Raw genomic sequence first — 19,007 nt, forward strand, 5'->3', positions numbered from 1 at the left:
AGGAGGAAAGTGATGAGTCTGGAAACCTGGCTGCTGTTCAGCGGCGCTGCGTTGGTGGTGATCCTGATTCCGGGGCCACTGTCATTGCTGATGATCAGCAACAGTCTGAATTACGGTTTGCGCCGTTCTTACCCGGCGTTTTTGGGTGGCGTGATTGCGTCGATCTGTTTGCTCAGTGCTTCGGCTTTGGGGTTGGGCGCCCTGCTGTTGGCGTCGGAGCAATTGTTCAGTGCGCTGAAAATCGTCGGTGCGCTGTATCTGTTCTACCTCGCCTGGCAGAGCTGGCAGCAATCGCGTCAGCCCTCGGTAGGCGCAGAAGTACCTCAGGCTGCACCGACTCCGCGCTTTCGCACCTTGTTCGGGCGCGCGTTTGTGCTGGGCGCGAGCAATCCGAAGGACATCCTGTTCTTCGCCGCGTTTCTGCCGCAGTTCCTCAGCGCGCAGCAACCGTTCCTGCCGCAGTTGCTGATCATGATTGCCACCTGGGTGGTGCTTGATCTGTGCTGCAAACTGGCTTACGGGCTGGGTGCGCATGGGGCGGCGCGGTATTTGCGTAGCGGTAAGGGGCAGAGCTGGTTTAACCGGATCAGTGCCGGGTTGTTCAGTGGTGCTGGCGCAGCATCCCTGTTGAGCCGCTAACAGCAAAAAAGCATCGCGAGCAAGCTTTGCTCCTACAGCTATTGTGTGCGTCAGATCGGTTTTGATGACGCACACGATTGCCAACGCGGACGCAAAACCTGTAGATACTCTGTTTACGGTCAAGCTTTTGCGAGGTCTTTTGCGCTAAAAAGCTTGGCCGTATCGAAATCTTCTCCGGCTTGCATGCAAGCCCACAGACCGGTCAGGTATTTGCGCATGACGGCGACGATCGCCTGCATCTTTCTCTTTCCTCGCCCGATCAGCGCTTCGTAAAAGGCTTTCACGTTGCTGTCGCAACGAATGGCGGTCAGCGCTGGCATATACATCGCTGAGCGTAGGTAGGCGTTTCCGCCCTTACTTATCCGCCCAGGTTTATCGATGCTGGTACCTGATTGCGTAAGCCGCACATCGAGTCCTGCATGTCGGCTGACCTGCGCGGATTTAAGCGTCACCGGCAAGGTCGTCAATTCAGCCAGTGCCGCAAATACTGAAATTTCGCCCATCCCCGGCGCTGCGATCATGTGCCCGAACTGGGCGCTTAACGTCGGGCAATTGTCGATCAGTGCCCGGCCTGCGAGCCTGAAACGCTCGATTCGCTTGTCGAAGGCCTCAATGGCTTCTTCTTCGTCTTCAATCAACATCGTCAGGGTTGTTTGAGTAGCCTTCAGCGCATGCAGCTCGTTCTTGGCTCGGGTGCGATGACATGTCAGACGATTGATATGCCTTCCGATAGCCCGCAACTCCAGCTGTATGGCTGTAGGTGGAGTCCACAATCTTGGGCTCATGCGCTCGCCGTATTCAGCTAGCAATTGGGCATCGATTGCATCGGTTTTGCTGTTTTTCAGCATCAGCTTGGCGAAGTTATGAAAGCTCTTCGGATTGATAACCGAAACGGGCAAACCCGCCGCAGCGAGCTCCATGGCCAAATCCAGGTAATAGATGCCGGTGGCTTCCATCACCACGGATAAAGGCTTGAGTTCGAGCAACTTGTTGATCGCCGCCTTACGCCCTGCGGGTGTTTGGTCGATGTTGCAGGCGCCTGCAAAACGACCGTCGTTACGCCAACCCATGGCGGTCGTGCGAGACCCCACATCCAAACCGACATGCATGCTCATGCTTTCAACTCCGAGTGAACTGGGTTAAAAATGCTTCCTGGTTCCCCTGACCTCGAACTTCATGCCACTGCAACCTTGTAATGCGAAGTCCGACTCGTCGGCTTCTCGATACTCTTCGTGGTGGGCAATGAGGCGGGGGGACCTCTCTACAGACAAGGTCAGGAGCAAGTCCTGCCTTTAGGAGCGATCGGTCTCCCCCAGAAAAACATCTTCGTATGTCCGCACCAGTGAGCCTAGATCTCAATTGACTGGTGTGAGGGCAACATACAAGGAGCAAAGCTTGCTCGCGAAGGCGTCAGACCAGACACCACTTTCTCAAGGACGAAAAAAAGCCCGCAGTGTGGGCGGGCGAAAGACCAAAGAAGCTATATGCGCAGTCGCTTCCCGGTGGGGGCAGCTGCTTGGGGGTCAGCTGCCCCGGTACGTGGAATAGCTGTACGGCGAAATCAGCAACGGAACATGGTAGTGATCCTGTTCGGCAGAGATGCCGAAGCGCAGCACAACCACGTCCAGAAAGGCCGGTTCCGGCAACTGAACACCACGGGCGCGGTAGTAATCGCCCGCGTGGAACTGAACCTGATAAACGCCGGTACGATAATCATCGCCTTGCAGCAGCGGTGCATCGACCCGGCCATCGCTGTTGGTAATCGCACTGGCGACCAATTCCAGTTGCGAACCTTCAACGCGGTACAGCTCGACCTTGATCGAACTGCCCGGGCAACCGTGTGCAGCGTCCAAAACGTGTGTAGTCAAACGTCCCATTGATTCTGCGCGCCTGCCTGCGTGGAAGCAGTCAGACTTCGCGCCTCCCGAAGTCAGTTAAAAAGGAGACCGCACCGATTCGGAGCACGAAAAGCTGCGGCGAGCGATTGATTAAGACACTTTTCAAAAAAATTGTACACAATAAAAACGACATTTTTCACATCACCCCCGCCATTCGGGCGTTTCCCCTTGATCTGCCAGCAACGCGCCTATTCATTGAACCTCCTATCCATAAGCTGACGGGTCAGGCAGGTTTCTTGCAGGCTCACGCCAATAGCAGTAAAAGATGACAGTCGGTGAAAAATGCGAAAATTCAGGCTTACAAATTGCGATTAAAGTTGTATACAATCAGCCCATCGCTGTGACGCCAGCCTGTTCACTCACCGCCAGGCCGCCACAAAATCCCGACTTTGAACAAGTCATGAATAAGAAGGAAGACTGCAGTGAGCGCTGACTACCCACGCGACCTGATCGGTTACGGCAGTAACCCTCCTCACCCACACTGGCCGGGCAATGCCCGCATCGCCCTGTCCTTCGTGCTCAATTACGAAGAAGGCGGCGAGCGCAACATTCTGCACGGCGACAAAGAATCCGAAGCCTTCCTGTCCGAAATGGTTGCTGCTCAGCCGCTGCAAGGCGCGCGCAACATGAGCATGGAATCGCTTTACGAGTATGGCAGCCGTGCCGGCGTCTGGCGGATCCTGAAACTGTTCAAGGAATTCGACATTCCGTTGACCATCTTCGCCGTGGCCATGGCCGCTCAGCGCCACCCGGATGTGATCCGCGCGATGGTCGATGCCGGCCACGAGATCTGCAGCCACGGCTATCGCTGGATCGACTATCAGTACATGGACGAAGCGCAGGAACGCGAGCACATGCTCGAAGCGATCCGCATCCTCACCGAAATCACCGGCGAGCGCCCACTGGGCTGGTACACCGGCCGCACTGGCCCGAACACCCGTCGTCTGGTGATGGAAGAAGGCGGTTTCCTCTACGACTGCGACACCTACGACGATGACCTGCCCTACTGGGAACCGAACAACCCGACCGGCAAGCCGCATCTGGTGATCCCGTACACCCTCGACACCAACGACATGCGCTTCACGCAAGTGCAGGGTTTCAACAAGGGTGACGACTTCTTCGAATACCTTAAAGACGCGTTCGACGTGCTCTACGCCGAAGGCGCTGAAGCACCGAAAATGCTCTCGATCGGTCTGCACTGCCGCCTCATCGGCCGTCCGGGTCGCATCGCTTCGCTCAAACGCTTTATCGAATACGCCAAAAGTCATGAACAGGTGTGGTTCAGCCGTCGCGTCGACATCGCGCGTCACTGGCACGAAACCCAGCCGTACCAAGGGGCCGCCAAATGAGCCGCTTTCAAACCCTGCAACCGTCGACCCTGAGCCGCGACGCTTTCGTCAAAGCTTTCGCCGACATCTACGAACATTCGCCATGGGTGGCCGAGAAGGCCTACGACCTGGGCGCGGACGCTTCGATCGACGAGATCGAAACCCTGCACCAGCGCATGAGCGACATCCTGTTGAGCGCCGATCACGCCAGTCAGCTGGCACTGATCAACGCTCACCCGGACCTGGCCGGCAAAGCGGCCGTCCAGGGCCAACTGACCGAAGCCAGCACCAATGAACAAGCTGGCGCCGGTATTCACCAATGCACGGCCGAAGAGTTCCAGCGCTTCACCGAGCTGAACGACGCCTACAAAGCCAAGTTCAAGTTTCCCTTCATCATGGCGGTAAAAGGCAGCAACCGGCATCAGATCCTCGCGGCGTTCGAAACGCGCATTCACAACTCGCAAGACACCGAGTTCAAATGTGCGCTGGCGGAGATCAACAAGATTGCCCTGTTCCGTTTACTGACCCTATAGCGAGCCTGGCCCGAGAAACCTCTAGAACGCTTGTGTTTCCCAGGGCCCTGCAAGCATCCCCAGCCACTTATTTAAAGGCAGACAAGAAGAATGAAAGCTTACGCCGTACCTTTCGAGAAGTTCGTCAACCTGGCCGATGCCCGTCTGGGCACCAAAATCATCTCGGTCACCGATGACTGGTTCGCAGACGCCAATCGTCTGTTCCAACCGACCCCGGCCGTATGGAAGGAGGGCGTGTTCGATGACAACGGCAAGTGGATGGACGGCTGGGAATCGCGCCGCAAGCGCTTCGAAGGCTTCGACAGCGCAGTGATCCGTCTGGGCGTACCGGGCTCGATCAAAGGCGTGGACATCGACACTTCATTCTTCACCGGCAACTTCCCGCCATCGGCCTCGCTGGAAGCGTGCTTCCTGGCCTCGGGCGAGCCTGATGACAACACTCAGTGGACTGAAGTGCTGTCGGCTGTCGAGCTGCAGGGCAACAGCCACCACTACCACGAAATCAGCAACGACCAAGCGTTCAGCCACCTGCGCTTCAACATCTACCCGGACGGCGGTGTTGCCCGTCTGCGCGTGTACGGTGTGCCGCATCGCGACTGGTCGGCCGTTGGCGACAACGAGCAAGTCGATCTGGCAGCAGCCCTCAACGGTGGCCGCGCCCTCGCCTGCTCCGACGAACACTTCGGCCGCATGAGCAACATCCTCAACCCGGGCCGTGGCATCAACATGGGCGACGGCTGGGAAACTGCACGTCGTCGTACGCCGGGCAATGACTGGGTCATCGTCGCGCTGGGTCACCCGGGCGAGATCGAGAAAATCGTCGTCGACACCCTGCACTTCAAAGGCAACTACCCGGACACTTGCTCGATCCAGGGCGCGTTCGTGAAAGGTGGTACTGACAGCCAGATCGAAACCCAGTCGCTGTTCTGGCGCGATCTGCTGCCAAGCCAGAAGCTGGAAATGCACGCCGAGCACACCTTCGTCGAGCAGATCAAAGCACTGGGCCCGATCACCCACATCCGCCTGAACGTGTTCCCGGACGGTGGTGTGAGCCGCCTGCGCGTTCTCGGCAAGGTCGCGAAGTAATGCTGAGCCTGTAGGAGCAAAGCTTGCTCGCGAAGGCGTTCGTAAGATCGCCTTCGCTGGCAAGCCAAGCTCCTACAAAAGCAAAAGCAACACCTGTAGGAGCTGCCGCAGGCTGCGATCTTTTGATCTTAAAAACAAAGTCAAAAGATCGCAGGCTTCGCCAGCTCCTACAGGGAAATGCAGTGAATCGATAACGAATTCGGATAAGAAGAACAGCATGCGCACACTAACGATTGAACCGCTGACCAAAGAAGCCTTCGCCCCTTTCGGTGACGTGATCGAAACCGACGGCAGCGATCACTTCATGATCAACAACGGTTCGACCATGCGCTTCCATAAACTGGCGACGGTCGAAACCGCTCAGCCTGAGGACAACGCGATCATCAGCATCTTCCGCGCCGACGCGCAGGACATGCCGCTGACCGTTTGCATGCTGGAACGCCATCCGCTGGGCAGCCAGGCTTTCATACCGCTGCTCGGCAACCCCTTTCTGATCGTGGTCGCGCCAGTTGGCGATGAACCTGTATCAGGCTTGGTCCGCGCCTTCGTCACCAACGGCAGGCAGGGCATTAATTACCATCGCGGCGTTTGGCACCATCCGGTGCTGACGATCGAAAAGCGGGATGACTTCCTGGTGGTTGATCGCAGTGGCACAGGCAATAACTGCGATGAGCATTTTTTCAAAGAGGAAGAGCGTCTGTTCCTCGCCCCCCACCAATAAGAGAAGGTCTGATCACTCGACAACAAGAGTGACAGGCGAGAGGTAAAGACTGTGGAAGCACATCTGTTGGAATGGCTGAACCTGAGCGTGCGCTGGGTTCACATGATTACTGGCGTGGCCTGGATCGGCGCGTCGTTCTACTTCGTCTGGCTGGAGAACAACCTCAACCGCGTCAACCCGAAAACCGGTCTGGCCGGTGACCTGTGGGCGATCCACGGTGGTGGTATCTATCACCTCGAAAAATACAAACTGGCCCCGCCGTCGATGCCGGAGAACCTGCACTGGTTCAAATGGGAAGCCTACTTCACCTGGATGTCGGGTATCGCGCTGCTGTGCGTGGTGTTCTACTCCAATCCGACGCTCTACCTGCTGGCTCCGGGCAGCACACTGAGCGGCCCTGAAGGCGTGGCCATCGGTATCGGCTCGCTGTTCCTCGGCTGGTTCATCTACTCCTTCCTGTGCGACTCGGCCTTGGGCAAACGCCCTGCTCTGCTCGGCTTCATTCTGTTCGTGCTGATCATCGGCGCGGCGTATGGCTTCAGCAAAGTGTTCAGCGGTCGTGGTGCGTACCTGCACGTTGGCGCGATCATCGGCACCATCATGGTCGGTAACGTGTTCCGCATCATCATGCCGGCGCAACGCGCACTGGTGGCGGCGATTGCCGAGAACCGCACGCCGGATCCGGCACTGCCGGCCAAAGGCTTGCTGCGTTCGCGTCACAACAACTACTTCACCCTGCCGGTGCTGTTCATCATGATCAGCAACCACTTCCCGAGCACCTATGGCAGCCAGTACAACTGGTTGATCCTGGCCGGGATCGCGGTGTTGGCGGTGTTGGTGCGTCACTACTTCAACACCCGTCACGACAGCCACAAGTTTGCCTGGACTCTGCCGGTTGCAGCGGTAGGCATGATCACGCTGGCGTACGTCACCGGCCCAACGCCGATGTCGACCGCTCCGGAAGTGGCCAAGGCTCCAGCAAAAATCGAGTACCAACCGCTGCCGGAAACGGCTTTGGGTGGTGGCGCGAAACCGGCTGAAGCGGCACCGGCAGCTCCTGCCGAACCTGCTGCACCGGCACAAGCCTCCAACGCCGGCCCTGGCTTTGACAAAGTGCACAGCGTGATTCAAGAACGCTGCGCGGTTTGCCACTCGGCCAAGCCGACCAGTCCGTTGTTCAGCGCAGCGCCAGCGGGTGTGATGTTCGACACCCCTGAGCAGATCCGCCAGAACGCGGCGCGGATTCAGGCACAAGCGGTCACCAGTCAGATCATGCCACTGGGCAACATCACACAGATGACCCAGCAGGAACGTGACCTGATCGGCGCCTGGATTGTGCAGGGAGCCCAGACCAACTAAGCAAAAGCTTCGCGGGCAAGCCTTGCTCCTACCAGGATCACCTGAATCCTGTAGGAGCAAGGCTTGCCCGCGAATAGCCGCAACGCGGTTTTACCTGATGCAAAGAAACAGCTGCGAGCAACCCGGCAGCTGTTCAATCACAAGAATAAAAAGATCTGAGGTGTTGCATGTCCGAGCTGTCCAAAGCGCGCATCCCCGACGCACCCGCCATTCAGCGATTGCCCCTTTTGCAACTGATCCTGGTCGGTTTGCAACATGTTCTGCTGATGTACGGTGGTGCCATCGCGGTGCCGCTGATCATTGGACAGGCCGCTGGCCTGAGTCGTGAAGAAATTGCCTTCCTGATCAACGCCGACCTGCTGGTCGCCGGTGTCGCCACCATCGTGCAATCCATGGGCATCGGCCCGATGGGCATTCGCATGCCGGTGATGATGGGCGCCAGTTTTGCCGCTGTCGGCAGCATGGTCGCCATGGCCGGCATGCCCGGTATCGGCCTGCAAGGCATCTTCGGCGCAACGATCGCCGCCGGTTTCTTCGGCATGATCATCGCGCCATTCATGTCCAAGGTCGTACGCTTCTTCCCGCCTCTGGTGACCGGCACGGTCATCACCTCGATCGGTTTGTCGCTGTTCCCCGTCGCCGTAAATTGGGCTGGCGGCGGTGCAGGCGCTACGCAATTCGGTTCACCGATTTATCTGGCCATCGCCGCCCTGGTGTTGGGCACCATTCTGCTGGTGCACCGCTTCATGCGCGGTTTCTGGGTCAACATTTCCGTACTGATCGGTATGTGCTTCGGCTACATCCTGTGCGGCGTGATCGGTATGGTCGACCTCAGCGGCATGGCCAACGCGCCATGGATTCAGTTCGTCACCCCGCTGCATTTCGGCATGCCGAAATTCGAACTCGCGCCGATCCTGTCGATGTGTCTGGTGGTGGTGATCATCTTCGTGGAATCCACCGGGATGTTCCTCGCGCTGGGCAAGATCACCGGCCAGGAAGTCTGCCCACGGATGCTGCGTCGCGGCTTGCTGTGTGATGCCGGCGCCTCGTTTGTCGCCGGGTTCTTCAACACCTTCACCCACTCCTCGTTCGCGCAAAACATCGGCCTGGTGCAGATGACCGGCGTGCGCTGCCGCTCGGTGACCATCGTTGCCGGTGGCTTGCTGATCGTGCTGAGCCTGCTGCCGAAAGCGGCGTTCCTGGTGGCATCGATTCCACCGGCGGTATTGGGCGGCGCAGCGATTGCGATGTTCGGCATGGTCGCCGCGACCGGCATCAAGATTCTGCAAGAAGCCGACATCGGTGACCGTCGCAACCAGTTGCTGGTCGCGGTGAGCATCGGCATGGGCCTGATCCCGGTGGTGCGCCCTGAGTTCTTCGCGCACCTGCCGCTGTGGATGAGCCCGATTACCCACAGCGGCATCGCCATGGCAACGCTCAGCGCGCTGACGCTGAACCTGCTGTTCAACATTCTCGGCGGCAAAGAGCGCGCGGCCATCAACGACTGCCACGCACACCAGCACTAACAGCAACACCGATGTACCCCTGTAGGAGCAGAGCTTGCTCGCGAAGAGGCCAGGTCAGCCACCATCAATGTTGAATGACCCACCGCTTTCGCGAGCAAGCTCTGCTCCTACAAGGGCAAGCAACAGCTCTGCGCCTCAAACAATAAAAACAAGAGGGAGCAACAGATGATTCGTACACAGACAAACATGCTGTTGGGTGGTGGCCTGCTGGCCGCGAGTCAAGCCATGGCTGGCGATTTACTGCTGTGGCAAACCAACAGCCTCAGCTACCTGTACGGCAAGAATTTCGCGATCAACCCGTCGATCCAGCAGACGGTCACGTTCGAGCACGCCGACAAGTGGAAATACGGCGACAACTTTCTCTTCGTCGACAAAATCTTCTACAACGGCGAAGAAGACCGCAACAAAGGCCCGCACACCTTTTACGGCGAATTCACCCCACGCTTCTCGTTCGGCAAGATCTTCGACCAGAAGATCGAATTCGGCCCGATCAAAGACGTGCTGCTGGCGATGACCTACGAGTACGGCGAAGGTGAAAGCGAGGCCTACCTGATCGGCCCGGGCTTCGACCTCAAGGTGCCCGGCTTCAACTACGTCACCCTCAACATCTTCCGCCGCCAGACCGAAGGCCCGCGCCCCGGCGACGGTGTCTGGCAGATCACCCCCGGCTGGTCTTACAGCATTCCCGTGGGCAATTCCGACGTGCTGATCGATGGCTATCTGGATTGGGTGGTCGACAACGACGAGAACTCGCGCGGCACTTACCACGCCAACCTGCACATCAATCCGCAGATCAAATATGACCTCGGCAAAGCCCTGGGCTGGAGTCAGAAGCAGCTGTACGTCGGCACCGAATACAGCTACTGGAAGAACAAATACGGCGTCGAAAGCAGCCACAACCTCGACACCAATCAGAACACCGCCAGCCTGCTGGTGAAGGTGCATTTTTAAGATGACCCGCAACCGTGCCCCATACCTGTCGTCGGTGCTCTGTTGCGGGGCACTTGAGAGCTGGCCGAGGAGTCAGTATTCTCCGCGGCCTCATGAATTCGGTCTAAAAAAAAGCCCGGATTTAATTCCTGACCGACGGGCCAACTTATCCCGGCCCCGGCCAGTACCGAGGCATCCCGAAAACACGCTCAATCGACTGTTTTGCAGCAGCCGACGGGCGTTTTTTTGCTTTTCGAAAAGCCTTGGCCCAGCTCTTGCTAACACCAGCAAAGCTGACCGATTGGATGACTTTTGCAGTAACGAAAAAAGGCGCCACACCAGAGCGCCGATCTTAAAAAAAATAAACGTGGAACACCTACTTTGGGAGCAACCGAATGAAACGTACGTGCACCAGCCTGATGCTTGCGGGATCGATGTTGGCCGGCGGCCAGGCCATGGCCGATGGCCTGCTGCAGTGGCAGAACAACAGCCTGACCTACCTCTACGGTAAGGACTTCAAGGTCAACCCTGCGATCCAGCAGACCGTCACCTTCGAGCACGCCGATGCGTGGAAGTATGGGGACAACTTCCTGTTCGTCGACAAGATCTTCTACAACGGTGACAAGGACTTCAACAACGGCCCGAACACCTACTACGGCGAGTTCCAGCCACGCATCTCGCTGGGCAAGGTACTCGACCAGAAGATCGAATTCGGCCCGATCAAAGACGTCCTGCTGGCGATGACCTACGAGTTCGGCGAGGGTGACACCGAGTCCTACCTGATCGGTCCTGGCTTCGACCTGGCCATTCCGGGCTTCGACTACTTCCAGCTGAACTTCTATCAGCGCCACACCGAAGGCTCGCGCCCGGGTGACAACGTCTGGCAGATCACCCCGGTCTGGTCCTACACCATCCCGGTCGGCGACTCGAACGTGCTGATCGACGGTTACATGGACTGGGTCGTCGACAACGACGAAAACAACCGTGGCGAATACAAAGCCAACCTGCACTTCAACCCACAGGTCAAATACGACCTGGGCAAGGCGCTGAATTTCGGCGAGAAGCAGCTGTACGTTGGTGTTGAGTACGACTACTGGAAAGACAAGTACGGGATCGACGACACCCGTGCGTTCACCACCAATCAGAACGTGACCAGCTTCCTGGTGAAGTTCCACTTCTGATAAAAATCAAAAGATCGCAGGCTTCGCCAGCTCCTACAGGGATAGCGCATTCCAATGTAGGAGCTGCCGCAGGCTGCGATCTTTTGCTTTAAAAGCTTCCCCATATTCGACCGAGTTCCAATGTGGGAGCGAGCCTGCTCGCGAATGCCTCACCACAAATCTCAGACCGGATTCACCGCCTCAGATATCCCCAAAAACCGGCACAACTCCTCACGCTTGGCCAACGCATCCCTTCGCCCCAAATCAATCAACTCGCTGCAATACCCCGCCTCGAACAACAGATAACTCAGCACCCCCGCCCCGCTCGTCTTCGTCGCCCCCGGGCCACGCAAAAACAAGCGCAACGCCGCCGGCAATTCCTGACGATGCCGCGCCGCGATCTCATCGATCGGCTGACTCGGTGAAATCACCAGCACTTCCACCGGCGCCACGCCCAACTCGCGTGTCGGCGTGCCGGCGGGCATCAGATGACTGAACTGGTTGAGCCGCTGCAGCAACTCAATGTCGCTCTCCAGGCTGTCAATGAACGTGCTGTTGAGCATGTGCCCGCCGATCTGCGCAAGTGTCGGCTGTTGCCCGGTGTAGGTGCGTTCCAGCGGCTGCTGCGGATCAAAGCCACGCGGGTTGCCGCTGACCCCGACCACCAGCACGCGACTGGCGCCCAAGTGCAACGCCGGACTGATCGGCGCCGATTGCCGCACCGCGCCGTCGCCGAAATACTCATCACCGATTTTCACCGGCGCGAACAGCAACGGAATAGCCGAGCTGGCGAGCAAGTGATCGACCGACAATTGCGTCGGCACACCAATGCGCCGATGCCGTAGCCACGAATCAATCGTGCCGCCGCCCTGATAGAACGTCACCGCCTGCCCCGATTCGTAGCCGAACGCCGTCACCGCCACCGCATGCAATTGCTTGCGCGCGATGGATTCGGCGATGCCGGGCAGGTGCAGTTTTTCATTGAGCAGTTCACGCAGCGGCGAACTGTTGAGCAGCGCCACCGGCAAATGCCGACCGATGCCGAGCAGGCTGTGGCTGACAAAACGGCTGGCCTGACGGATGACGCCGGGCCAGTCACTGCGCAGCACGCGATGGCTGCGAAAGCCTTGCCAGAACAGTGTCAGCCGTTCGATCGCCGCGCGGAAATCGCTGGCGCCGCTGGCGAGGCTGACCGCGTTGATCGCGCCGGCCGAGGTGCCGACGATCACCGGGAACGGATTGTCCGCGCCCACCGGCAATAATTCGGCAATCGCCGCCAGCACGCCCACTTGATACGCCGCCCGAGCCCCGCCGCCGGAAAGAATCAAACCTGTGACCGGTTCCGCTGGGCTCATCGCAACACTCCGTGGTGCTTAGGGGATGGGGTGAATCAACCGCGCTTGGCGTACAACTTCGGCTCGCCCGGTGGCCGGCTCTTGAAGCGCCGATGCGCCCACAAGTATTGCTCCGGGCAATCGCGCAACACGCCTTCAACCCATTGGTTGATGCGCAGGCAATCGGCTTCTTCGGTCTCACCGGGGAAATCTTCCAACGGCGGATGCACCACCAGACGATACCCGCTGCCGTCCGCCAGACGCTCCTGAGTGAACGGCACCACCAGCGCCTTACCCAGCCGCGCGAATTTGGTCGTCGCCGTCACCGTCGCTGCCTGAATGCCGAACAGCGGCACGAAGATACTTTGCTTAGCGCCGTAGTCCTGATCCGGCGCGTACCAGATCGCCCGACCGGAACGCAGCAGCTTGAGCATGCCGCGCACGTCGTCGCGCTCCACCGCCAGCGAATCAAGATTGTGCCGCTCACGGCCCTGACGCTGGATGAAGTCGAACAACGGATTTTTGTGTTCGCGGTACATGCCGTCGATGGTGTGCTGTTGGCCGAGCAACGCCGCGCCGATTTCCAGCGTAGTGAAATGCACCGCCATCAGGATCACGCCTTTGCCTTCGCGCTGGGCTTTCTGCAAATGCTCCAGCCCTTCGATGTGGGCCAGTTTGGCCAGACGCTCACGCGACCACCACCAGCTCATCGCCATTTCAAAAAAAGCGATGCCGGTCGAGGCGAAATTTTCCTTGAGCAGGCGTTTGCGCTCCGCCGCGGATTTTTCCGGGAAGCACAGTTCAAGATTGCGCTTGGCGATGCGCCGCCGGTCGCCGGCGAAGCGATACATCAACGCACCCAAAAATCGACCGATGGTCAGCAACGCCGCATACGGCAGCTGCACGATCAGCCACAAAAGCCCCAAGCCGCACCAGAGCGGCCAGAAGCGTGGAGCAAGAAATGCTTTTCGAAAACGCGGGCGATCCATTAAAGCTTCCGTAAATACAGTGGCCGCGCATTCTACATCGTTCGACCCGGCTTGCGGCCTGCGGGCGTTCTCGTTATAAGTCTCGGCACTTTTAGTGACAAGCCGTTGTATGCCGACATGAGCAAAACCGAACCGTTAAACCAAGATCCCGTGTTCCAGCTAAAGGGCAGCATGCTGGCCATTACCGTGCTGGAACTGGCCCGTAACGACCTCGACAGCCTCGATCGGCAATTGGCCGCCAAAGTTGCGCAGGCGCCGAATTTCTTCAGCAACGCGCCGCTGGTTCTGGCCCTGGACAAACTGCCGCCGAGCGAAGGCGCGGTCGACCTGCCAGGTTTGATGCGCGTGTGCCGTCAACATGGCCTGCGCACCCTGGCGATTCGCGCCAGCCGCATCGAAGACATCGCCGCCGCCATCGCCATCGACATTCCGGTGCTGCCGCCGTCCGGTGCCCGTGAACGCCCGCTGGACATGCCAGAAGCCGAAGTCAAAAAGAAGCCGGAAAAGCCGCCAGAACCGACCGTCAAACAGACTCGCGTCATCACCACGCCAGTACGTGGTGGCCAACAGATATACGCGCAGGGTGGCGATTTGGTCGTGGTCTCCTCGGTCAGTCCGGGGGCGGAACTTCTTGCCGATGGCAACATCCATGTATACGGCCCAATGCGTGGCCGTGCGCTGGCCGGCGTGAAGGGTGACACCAAGGCACGGATTTTCTGTCAGCAATTGAGCGCTGAACTGATCTCCATCGCCGGTCATTACAAGGTTTCCGAAGATTTGCGCCGCGACCCAATGTGGGGCTCGGGCGTACAGGTCAGCCTGTCGGGCGACGTGTTGAACATCATTCGGCTTTAACGGATACTGCCGCATTTTCCAAGCATCTCTAAAACGTAGCGAAAACGGCTCAAACGAAGTAGGAAAAAGGCCTAAAGCCAAATTCCAGCCAAGGCTGTCCGACTGCAGTAGTTTTCAAGAGATGTTTTTCAGGGGCTAAAAAGTCCTTCTTCCTTAGGGGTGAAACACCTTGGCCAAGATTCTCGTGGTTACATCCGGCAAGGGTGGTGTGGGTAAGACCACCACCAGCGCCGCTATCGGTACCGGCCTCGCTCTGCGCGGCCACAAAACAGTGATCGTCGACTTCGACGTGGGCCTGCGTAACCTTGACTTGATCATGGGTTGCGAGCGCCGCGTGGTGTATGACTTCGTCAACGTGGTCAATGGCGAAGCCAACCTGCAACAGGCGCTGATCAAAGACAAGCGCCTGGAAAACCTCTACGTGCTGGCCGCCAGCCAGACCCGCGACAAAGACGCGCTGACCGTCGAAGGCGTGGAAAAAGTCCTGATGGAGCTCAAGGAACAATTTGAGTTCGTCGTCTGCGACTCCCCGGCGGGCATCGAAAAAGGCGCGCACCTGGCCATGTACTTCGCTGATGAAGCGATCGTCGTGACCAACCCGGAAGTGTCCTCGGTACGAGATTCGGACCGCATGCTCGGCCTGCTGGCGAGCAAATCGCGTCGCGCCGAACGTGGCGAAGACCCGATCAAGGAACACCTGCTGATCACTCGCTACCATCCAGAGCGTGTGGAAAAGGGCGAGATGCTGGGCGTTGAAGACGTCAAGGAAATCCTCTCGGTCACCCTGCTCGGCGTGATCCCGGAATCCCAGGCGGTGCTCAAGGCATCCAACCAGGGCGTGCCGGTGATTCTCGACGACCAGAGCGATGCCGGTCAGGCTTACAGCGATACCGTCGACCGTTTGCTGGGCAAAGAAAAAGCCCACCGTTTCCTCGATGTCGAGAAGAAGGGATTCTTCGAGCGCCTGTTTGGAGGTAGGTAATGAACCTTTTTGACTTCTTTCGTGCCAACAAAAAGCCAAGTACCGCCTCGGTAGCGAAAGAGCGTCTACAGATCATCGTGGCGCATGAGCGCGGCCAGCGCAGCACGCCGGATTACTTGCCAGCCTTGCAGAAGGAACTGGTCGACGTGATCCGCAAGTACGTCAACATCGGCAACGACGACGTACATGTTGCACTGGAAAGCCAGGGCAGTTGCTCGATTCTGGAACTCAACATCACCCTGCCCGATCGCTGAGTCGATCAGGTAGTCGCTGCGGCGGCTCGGGGCCAACAATCCTTTGTAGGAGCTGCGGCACGCTGCGATCTTTTGCTCTTGTTGTTAAAAAGATCAAAAGATCGCAGCGTGCCGCAGCTCCTACAGGGAATGTGGTCCCCGAGCCGCCGTTGGCATTTGTTACGAGGCTGTTTTAATGCCGTTGTCCAACATCCACATCATCCATCAGGACGCCGCTGTACTGGTGGTGAACAAACCGACGTTGCTGCTCTCGGTGCCCGGTCGCGCCGACGACAACAAGGATTGCCTGATTACCCGTCTGCAGGAAAACGGCTACCCGGAAGCGCGCATCGTCCATCGTCTGGACTGGGAAACCTCCGGCATCATTCTGCTGGCCCGTGACGCCGACACGCATCGCGAACTGTCGCGCCAGTTTCATGACCGCGAAACCGAAAAGGCCTACACCGCGTTGGCCTGGGGTCAGCCGGAACTGGACAGCGGCAGCATCGATTTGCCCCTGCGCTACGACCCGCCGACCAAGCCGCGCCATGTGGTCGATCACGAGTTCGGCAAACATGCGCTGACCTTCTGGCGCGTGCTCGAGCGTTGCGGCGACTGGTGCCGCGTCGAGCTGACGCCGATCACCGGCCGCTCGCACCAGTTGCGCGTGCACATGCTGTCCATCGGTCATCCGCTGCTGGGTGACGGGCTCTACGCCCATGAACAAGCCTTGGCGGCCTGGCCGCGTTTGTGTTTGCACGCGAGCATGCTGAGCTTCACCCATCCCCAGACCGGCGAACGCTTGCGCTTCGAATGCCCGGCACCGTTTTAAGGACTGCTTGATCAGCAGTCCTGCTTTTAAGGATTTTTGTTTCGGATGAGTTGTATTGATTCCCTCGCCACACCCCTGAAAAAAACCCGCCAGCAGTTGCTGTACCTGATTTACGGCAATCAGGATGTCTACCGCCGCGAGGCCAAGTTCAGCATCCTCACCGTGTTGTCCCAGGCGAAAAACGGCCAGCTCCCGGCGATCAGGATTCTCACTGATCGCCCGCAAGATTACGCCGGCTGGCCGGTCGACACGGTGTTCCTCGATGAAGCCACGCTGACGCGCTGGCAAGGCGAAAACGGCTACCACCATCGCCGTAAGGCCTGCGCCATCGCCGCCGGCATGCAGTGGGCGGAGAAGACGCTGTTCGTCGACACCGACACGCTGTTCACTGATCATCCCAGCCGTCTGCTCGATGCCATCGGGCAGGATTGCTCGGTCATGGATCGCTTCGAGTACGACTGGAAAGACGTGCACCAGCGCAGCGACTATCTGAAACTTGCGCGCGACCTCAGTGCGTATGGCGTGACCCCGGACAACGGCTTCAAGCTCTACAACAGCGGCCTGTGCGGTGTCACCGAAAACGATCTGGATCTGTTCGAAGAGTCGATCCGCATGATCGATCAATGCACGGTTGGCGGTTTCGAGATTCACACCATCGAGCAGATCGCGTTGTCGTATGCCATGTGTGAACGCCGGGTCGTGGAAGCGCGAAAATACGTCTACCACTACTTCGCCGAAAAGCGTTTTTTCCATGCGATGCAGACGTACTTCTTCTCCCAGCATGGTGAAGCGTTCAGTCAGCGACTGGTGGATCTGTGCCGCGACGTGCCGCGAGTCAAACCGTTCCCGTCGGCCTGGCAGCGCCTGAAAATCAAATGGAAACTGCGCAACCAGAGCGGCGCCTTGCGCAAGGTCGGTCGAGACTTGTTGTATGGCAGCGCCGCACCGGATGATCCGTACTACAGCGCCTGTCGCCATGAGTGGTGGGAATGTGCGTCGCGGGAGATTCTGCGCTGGGACGAGAGCCGGCAGAAAAAGCTCCTGAGCCAGAGCCGCTGGCCGAAGCAGCTGCCGCGCCCGGACAAGCCAGAAGACGAGAAAGTCATCATGCGCTACCTGAAAAAACGCGTGTTCAGCCCGAGCTAACCAACCCCACCCTCTGTAGGAGCTGCGGCACGCTGCGATCTTTTGATTCCGCTTTTGGAAATCAAAATCAAAAGATCGCAGCGTGCCGCAGCTCCTACAGGGATCGAATTCCCCTCCCGATGCGTTAAACTCCCGGCCATTGCTGTCTGGAGCTTGTTATGCGCGAAGAGTTGAACCAAGGCCTGATCGACTTTCTCAAGGCCTCCCCTACCCCGTTCCACGCCACCGCCAGTCTTGTGCAACGTCTGGAGGCCGCCGGTTTTGTGCGCCTCGACGAACGCGAGCCGTGGACCACCGAGCCTAACGGCCGCTATTACGTTACTCGTAATGACTCCTCGATCGTCGCGATCAAGATGGGCCGCACTTCACCCCTGCACGGTGGCATCCGTCTGGTTGGCGCGCACACCGACAGCCCGTGCCTGCGCGTCAAACCGCAGCCGGAACTGCAGCGTCAGGGTTTCTGGCAACTGGGCGTTGAAGTGTATGGCGGCGCACTGCTGGCGCCGTGGTTCGACCGCGATCTGTCGCTGGCCGGCCGCGTCACCTTCCGCCGCGATGGCAAGGTCGAAAGCCAACTGATCGACTTCAAGGCGCCGATCGCGATCATTCCCAACCTGGCCATTCACCTCAACCGTGAAGCCAATCAGGGCTGGGCGATCAACGCGCAGACCGAGCTGCCGCCGATCCTTGCGCAATTCGCTGGGGACGAACGCGTCGATTTCCGCGCCGTGCTCACCGATCAACTGGCCCGCGAACACGGCCTCAACGCCGACGTCGTGCTCGATTACGAGCTGAGTTTCTACGACACACAAAGTGCTGCAGTGATTGGCCTGAACGGCGACTTCATTGCCGGCGCGCGTCTCGACAACCTGTTGTCGTGCTATGCCGGTCTGCAAGCGCTGCTGACTGCCGAAACCGACGAAACTTGCGTGCTGGTCTGCAACGATCACGAAGAAGTCGGCTCCTGCTCGGCCTGCGGCGCTGACGGCCCGATGCTCGAACAAACCCTGCGCCGTCTGCTGCCGGAAGGTGACGAGTTCGTTCGCACCATCCAGAAATCCCTGCTGGTCTCGGCCGACAACGCCCACGGCGTGCACCCGAACTACGCCGACAAGCACGACGCCAACCACGGCCCGAAACTCAACGCCGGCCCGGTGATCAAGGTCAACAGCAACCAGCGCTACGCCACCAACAGCGAAACCGCCGGCTTCTTCCGCCATCTGTGCATGGCCGAAGAAGTGCCGGTGCAAAGCTTCGTGGTGCGCAGCGACATGGGCTGCGGCTCGACCATCGGCCCGATCACCGCCAGCCACCTCGGTGTGCGTACTGTCGATATCGGCCTGCCGACCTTCGCCATGCACTCGATCCGCGAACTGTGCGGCAGCCACGACCTGGCGCATCTGGTGAAAGTGCTGAGCGCGTTTTACGCCTGCCAGGAACTCCCGTAACCCCCCTG

The 19,007-nt window shown here is 58.8% G+C and carries 19 protein-coding genes; 15 read left to right on the forward strand and 4 right to left on the reverse strand.

Annotated elements, in window-relative coordinates:
- The first annotated feature begins 12 nt into the window (after positions 1–12).
- Positions 13–639, forward strand: a complete 627-nt coding sequence (locus ACP3TY_RS16595) for a LysE family translocator (protein WP_008080903.1) — start codon at positions 13–15, stop codon at positions 637–639.
- Positions 640–758: 119 nt separating this feature from the next.
- On the opposite strand, the gene ACP3TY_RS16600 is transcribed toward ACP3TY_RS16595, so the two are convergent.
- Positions 759–1,754 (reverse strand): IS110 family transposase, encoded by a 996-nt coding sequence (locus ACP3TY_RS16600; protein ID WP_426617800.1) that lies wholly within the window; start codon positions 1,752–1,754, stop codon positions 759–761.
- A 408-nt stretch (positions 1,755–2,162) separates the two neighbouring features.
- Positions 2,163–2,516, reverse strand: coding sequence for a hydroxyisourate hydrolase (gene uraH / locus ACP3TY_RS16605; RefSeq protein ID WP_008031462.1), 354 nt, complete (start codon positions 2,514–2,516; stop codon positions 2,163–2,165).
- Positions 2,517–2,959: 443 nt separating this feature from the next.
- Here uraH and puuE point away from each other — a divergent pair, with 443 nt between their 5' ends.
- The 8 genes from puuE to ACP3TY_RS16645 all read left to right on the forward strand — a co-directional run bounded on the left by puuE (position 2,960) and on the right by ACP3TY_RS16645 (position 11,201).
- Entirely contained in the window at positions 2,960–3,886 is a 927-nt protein-coding gene (gene puuE / locus ACP3TY_RS16610) for an allantoinase PuuE (protein WP_034151757.1), read from the forward strand.
- Positions 3,883–4,398 carry a 2-oxo-4-hydroxy-4-carboxy-5-ureidoimidazoline decarboxylase gene (gene uraD / locus ACP3TY_RS16615; RefSeq protein WP_122594936.1) on the forward strand — a complete coding sequence of 172 codons (516 nt, stop codon included), beginning with the start codon at positions 3,883–3,885 and terminating at the stop codon, positions 4,396–4,398. The genes puuE and uraD overlap by 4 nt, the downstream gene beginning before the upstream one ends.
- A gap of 90 nt (positions 4,399–4,488) precedes the next feature.
- Positions 4,489–5,484: an allantoicase gene (alc, locus tag ACP3TY_RS16620; RefSeq protein WP_053118656.1), complete on the forward strand. Its 996-nt coding sequence runs from the start codon at positions 4,489–4,491 to the stop codon at positions 5,482–5,484.
- A 217-nt stretch (positions 5,485–5,701) separates the two neighbouring features.
- Entirely contained in the window at positions 5,702–6,205 is a 504-nt protein-coding gene (locus tag ACP3TY_RS16625; RefSeq protein WP_053118654.1) for an ureidoglycolate lyase, read from the forward strand.
- 51 nt (positions 6,206–6,256) lie between these two features.
- Positions 6,257–7,564: a urate hydroxylase PuuD gene (locus ACP3TY_RS16630; RefSeq protein WP_053118652.1), complete on the forward strand. Its 1,308-nt coding sequence runs from the start codon at positions 6,257–6,259 to the stop codon at positions 7,562–7,564.
- 167 nt (positions 7,565–7,731) lie between these two features.
- Complete coding sequence (locus ACP3TY_RS16635; protein ID WP_053118650.1) at positions 7,732–9,090, forward strand: nucleobase:cation symporter-2 family protein; 1,359 nt, start codon at positions 7,732–7,734, stop codon at positions 9,088–9,090.
- A 165-nt stretch (positions 9,091–9,255) separates the two neighbouring features.
- Positions 9,256–10,041, forward strand: coding sequence for an outer membrane protein OmpK (locus tag ACP3TY_RS16640; protein ID WP_053118648.1), 786 nt, complete (start codon positions 9,256–9,258; stop codon positions 10,039–10,041).
- 374 nt (positions 10,042–10,415) lie between these two features.
- Positions 10,416–11,201, forward strand: coding sequence for an outer membrane protein OmpK (locus tag ACP3TY_RS16645; protein ID WP_053118646.1), 786 nt, complete (start codon positions 10,416–10,418; stop codon positions 11,199–11,201).
- 161 nt (positions 11,202–11,362) lie between these two features.
- On the opposite strand, the gene ACP3TY_RS16650 is transcribed toward ACP3TY_RS16645, so the two are convergent.
- Together ACP3TY_RS16650 and ACP3TY_RS16655 are read right to left on the reverse strand one after the other, a co-directional pair.
- Positions 11,363–12,535, reverse strand: coding sequence for a patatin-like phospholipase family protein (locus ACP3TY_RS16650; protein ID WP_426618013.1), 1,173 nt, complete (start codon positions 12,533–12,535; stop codon positions 11,363–11,365).
- A gap of 35 nt (positions 12,536–12,570) precedes the next feature.
- Complete coding sequence (locus ACP3TY_RS16655) at positions 12,571–13,503, reverse strand: lipid A biosynthesis lauroyl acyltransferase (protein ID WP_426618014.1); 933 nt, start codon at positions 13,501–13,503, stop codon at positions 12,571–12,573.
- Between the two features lie 117 nt (positions 13,504–13,620).
- On the opposite strand from ACP3TY_RS16655, the gene minC reads away from it, so the two are divergent.
- From minC to ACP3TY_RS16685, 6 genes are all read left to right on the forward strand, one after another.
- Positions 13,621–14,358, forward strand: coding sequence for a septum site-determining protein MinC (minC, locus tag ACP3TY_RS16660; protein ID WP_159814898.1), 738 nt, complete (start codon positions 13,621–13,623; stop codon positions 14,356–14,358).
- A 169-nt stretch (positions 14,359–14,527) separates the two neighbouring features.
- Entirely contained in the window at positions 14,528–15,340 is an 813-nt protein-coding gene (gene minD, locus ACP3TY_RS16665; protein WP_007913953.1) for a septum site-determining protein MinD, read from the forward strand.
- Positions 15,340–15,594, forward strand: coding sequence for a cell division topological specificity factor MinE (minE, locus tag ACP3TY_RS16670; protein ID WP_003223146.1), 255 nt, complete (start codon positions 15,340–15,342; stop codon positions 15,592–15,594). Before minD ends, minE begins: the two co-directional genes overlap by 1 nt.
- Positions 15,595–15,769: 175 nt before the next feature.
- The gene (locus tag ACP3TY_RS16675; RefSeq protein WP_034151766.1) at positions 15,770–16,405 is read left to right on the forward strand and encodes an RluA family pseudouridine synthase; all 636 of its coding nucleotides are present in this window, start codon (positions 15,770–15,772) and stop codon (positions 16,403–16,405) included.
- A 45-nt stretch (positions 16,406–16,450) separates the two neighbouring features.
- Positions 16,451–17,551 (forward strand): hypothetical protein, encoded by a 1,101-nt coding sequence (locus tag ACP3TY_RS16680; RefSeq protein ID WP_426618015.1) that lies wholly within the window; start codon positions 16,451–16,453, stop codon positions 17,549–17,551.
- Between the two features lie 158 nt (positions 17,552–17,709).
- Positions 17,710–18,999 carry a M18 family aminopeptidase gene (locus ACP3TY_RS16685; RefSeq protein ID WP_282357441.1) on the forward strand — a complete coding sequence of 430 codons (1,290 nt, stop codon included), beginning with the start codon at positions 17,710–17,712 and terminating at the stop codon, positions 18,997–18,999.
- Positions 19,000–19,007 lie beyond the last annotated feature (8 nt).

The sequence above is a fragment of the Pseudomonas rustica genome (assembly GCF_049959085.1).
GTDB lineage: Bacteria > Pseudomonadota > Gammaproteobacteria > Pseudomonadales > Pseudomonadaceae > Aquipseudomonas > Aquipseudomonas rustica.

Excerpts from the sequence above, each read along its gene's own strand:
- ACP3TY_RS16595 (WP_008080903.1), top strand. The coding sequence starts at position 13 with ATGAGTCTGGAAACCTGGCTGCTGTTCAGCGGCGCTGCGTTGGTGGTG.
- ACP3TY_RS16600 (WP_426617800.1), bottom strand. The coding sequence starts at position 1,754 with ATGAGCATGCATGTCGGTTTGGATGTGGGGTCTCGCACGACCGCCATG.
- uraH (WP_008031462.1), bottom strand. The coding sequence starts at position 2,516 with ATGGGACGTTTGACTACACACGTTTTGGACGCTGCACACGGTTGCCCG.
- uraD (WP_122594936.1), top strand. The coding sequence starts at position 3,883 with ATGAGCCGCTTTCAAACCCTGCAACCGTCGACCCTGAGCCGCGACGCT.
- alc (WP_053118656.1), top strand. The coding sequence starts at position 4,489 with ATGAAAGCTTACGCCGTACCTTTCGAGAAGTTCGTCAACCTGGCCGAT.
- ACP3TY_RS16625 (WP_053118654.1), top strand. The coding sequence starts at position 5,702 with ATGCGCACACTAACGATTGAACCGCTGACCAAAGAAGCCTTCGCCCCT.
- ACP3TY_RS16635 (WP_053118650.1), top strand. The coding sequence starts at position 7,732 with ATGTCCGAGCTGTCCAAAGCGCGCATCCCCGACGCACCCGCCATTCAG.
- ACP3TY_RS16640 (WP_053118648.1), top strand. The coding sequence starts at position 9,256 with ATGATTCGTACACAGACAAACATGCTGTTGGGTGGTGGCCTGCTGGCC.
- ACP3TY_RS16645 (WP_053118646.1), top strand. The coding sequence starts at position 10,416 with ATGAAACGTACGTGCACCAGCCTGATGCTTGCGGGATCGATGTTGGCC.
- ACP3TY_RS16650 (WP_426618013.1), bottom strand. The coding sequence starts at position 12,535 with ATGAGCCCAGCGGAACCGGTCACAGGTTTGATTCTTTCCGGCGGCGGG.
- ACP3TY_RS16655 (WP_426618014.1), bottom strand. The coding sequence starts at position 13,503 with ATGGATCGCCCGCGTTTTCGAAAAGCATTTCTTGCTCCACGCTTCTGG.
- minC (WP_159814898.1), top strand. The coding sequence starts at position 13,621 with ATGAGCAAAACCGAACCGTTAAACCAAGATCCCGTGTTCCAGCTAAAG.
- minE (WP_003223146.1), top strand. The coding sequence starts at position 15,340 with ATGAACCTTTTTGACTTCTTTCGTGCCAACAAAAAGCCAAGTACCGCC.
- ACP3TY_RS16675 (WP_034151766.1), top strand. The coding sequence starts at position 15,770 with ATGCCGTTGTCCAACATCCACATCATCCATCAGGACGCCGCTGTACTG.
- ACP3TY_RS16680 (WP_426618015.1), top strand. The coding sequence starts at position 16,451 with ATGAGTTGTATTGATTCCCTCGCCACACCCCTGAAAAAAACCCGCCAG.
- ACP3TY_RS16685 (WP_282357441.1), top strand. The coding sequence starts at position 17,710 with ATGCGCGAAGAGTTGAACCAAGGCCTGATCGACTTTCTCAAGGCCTCC.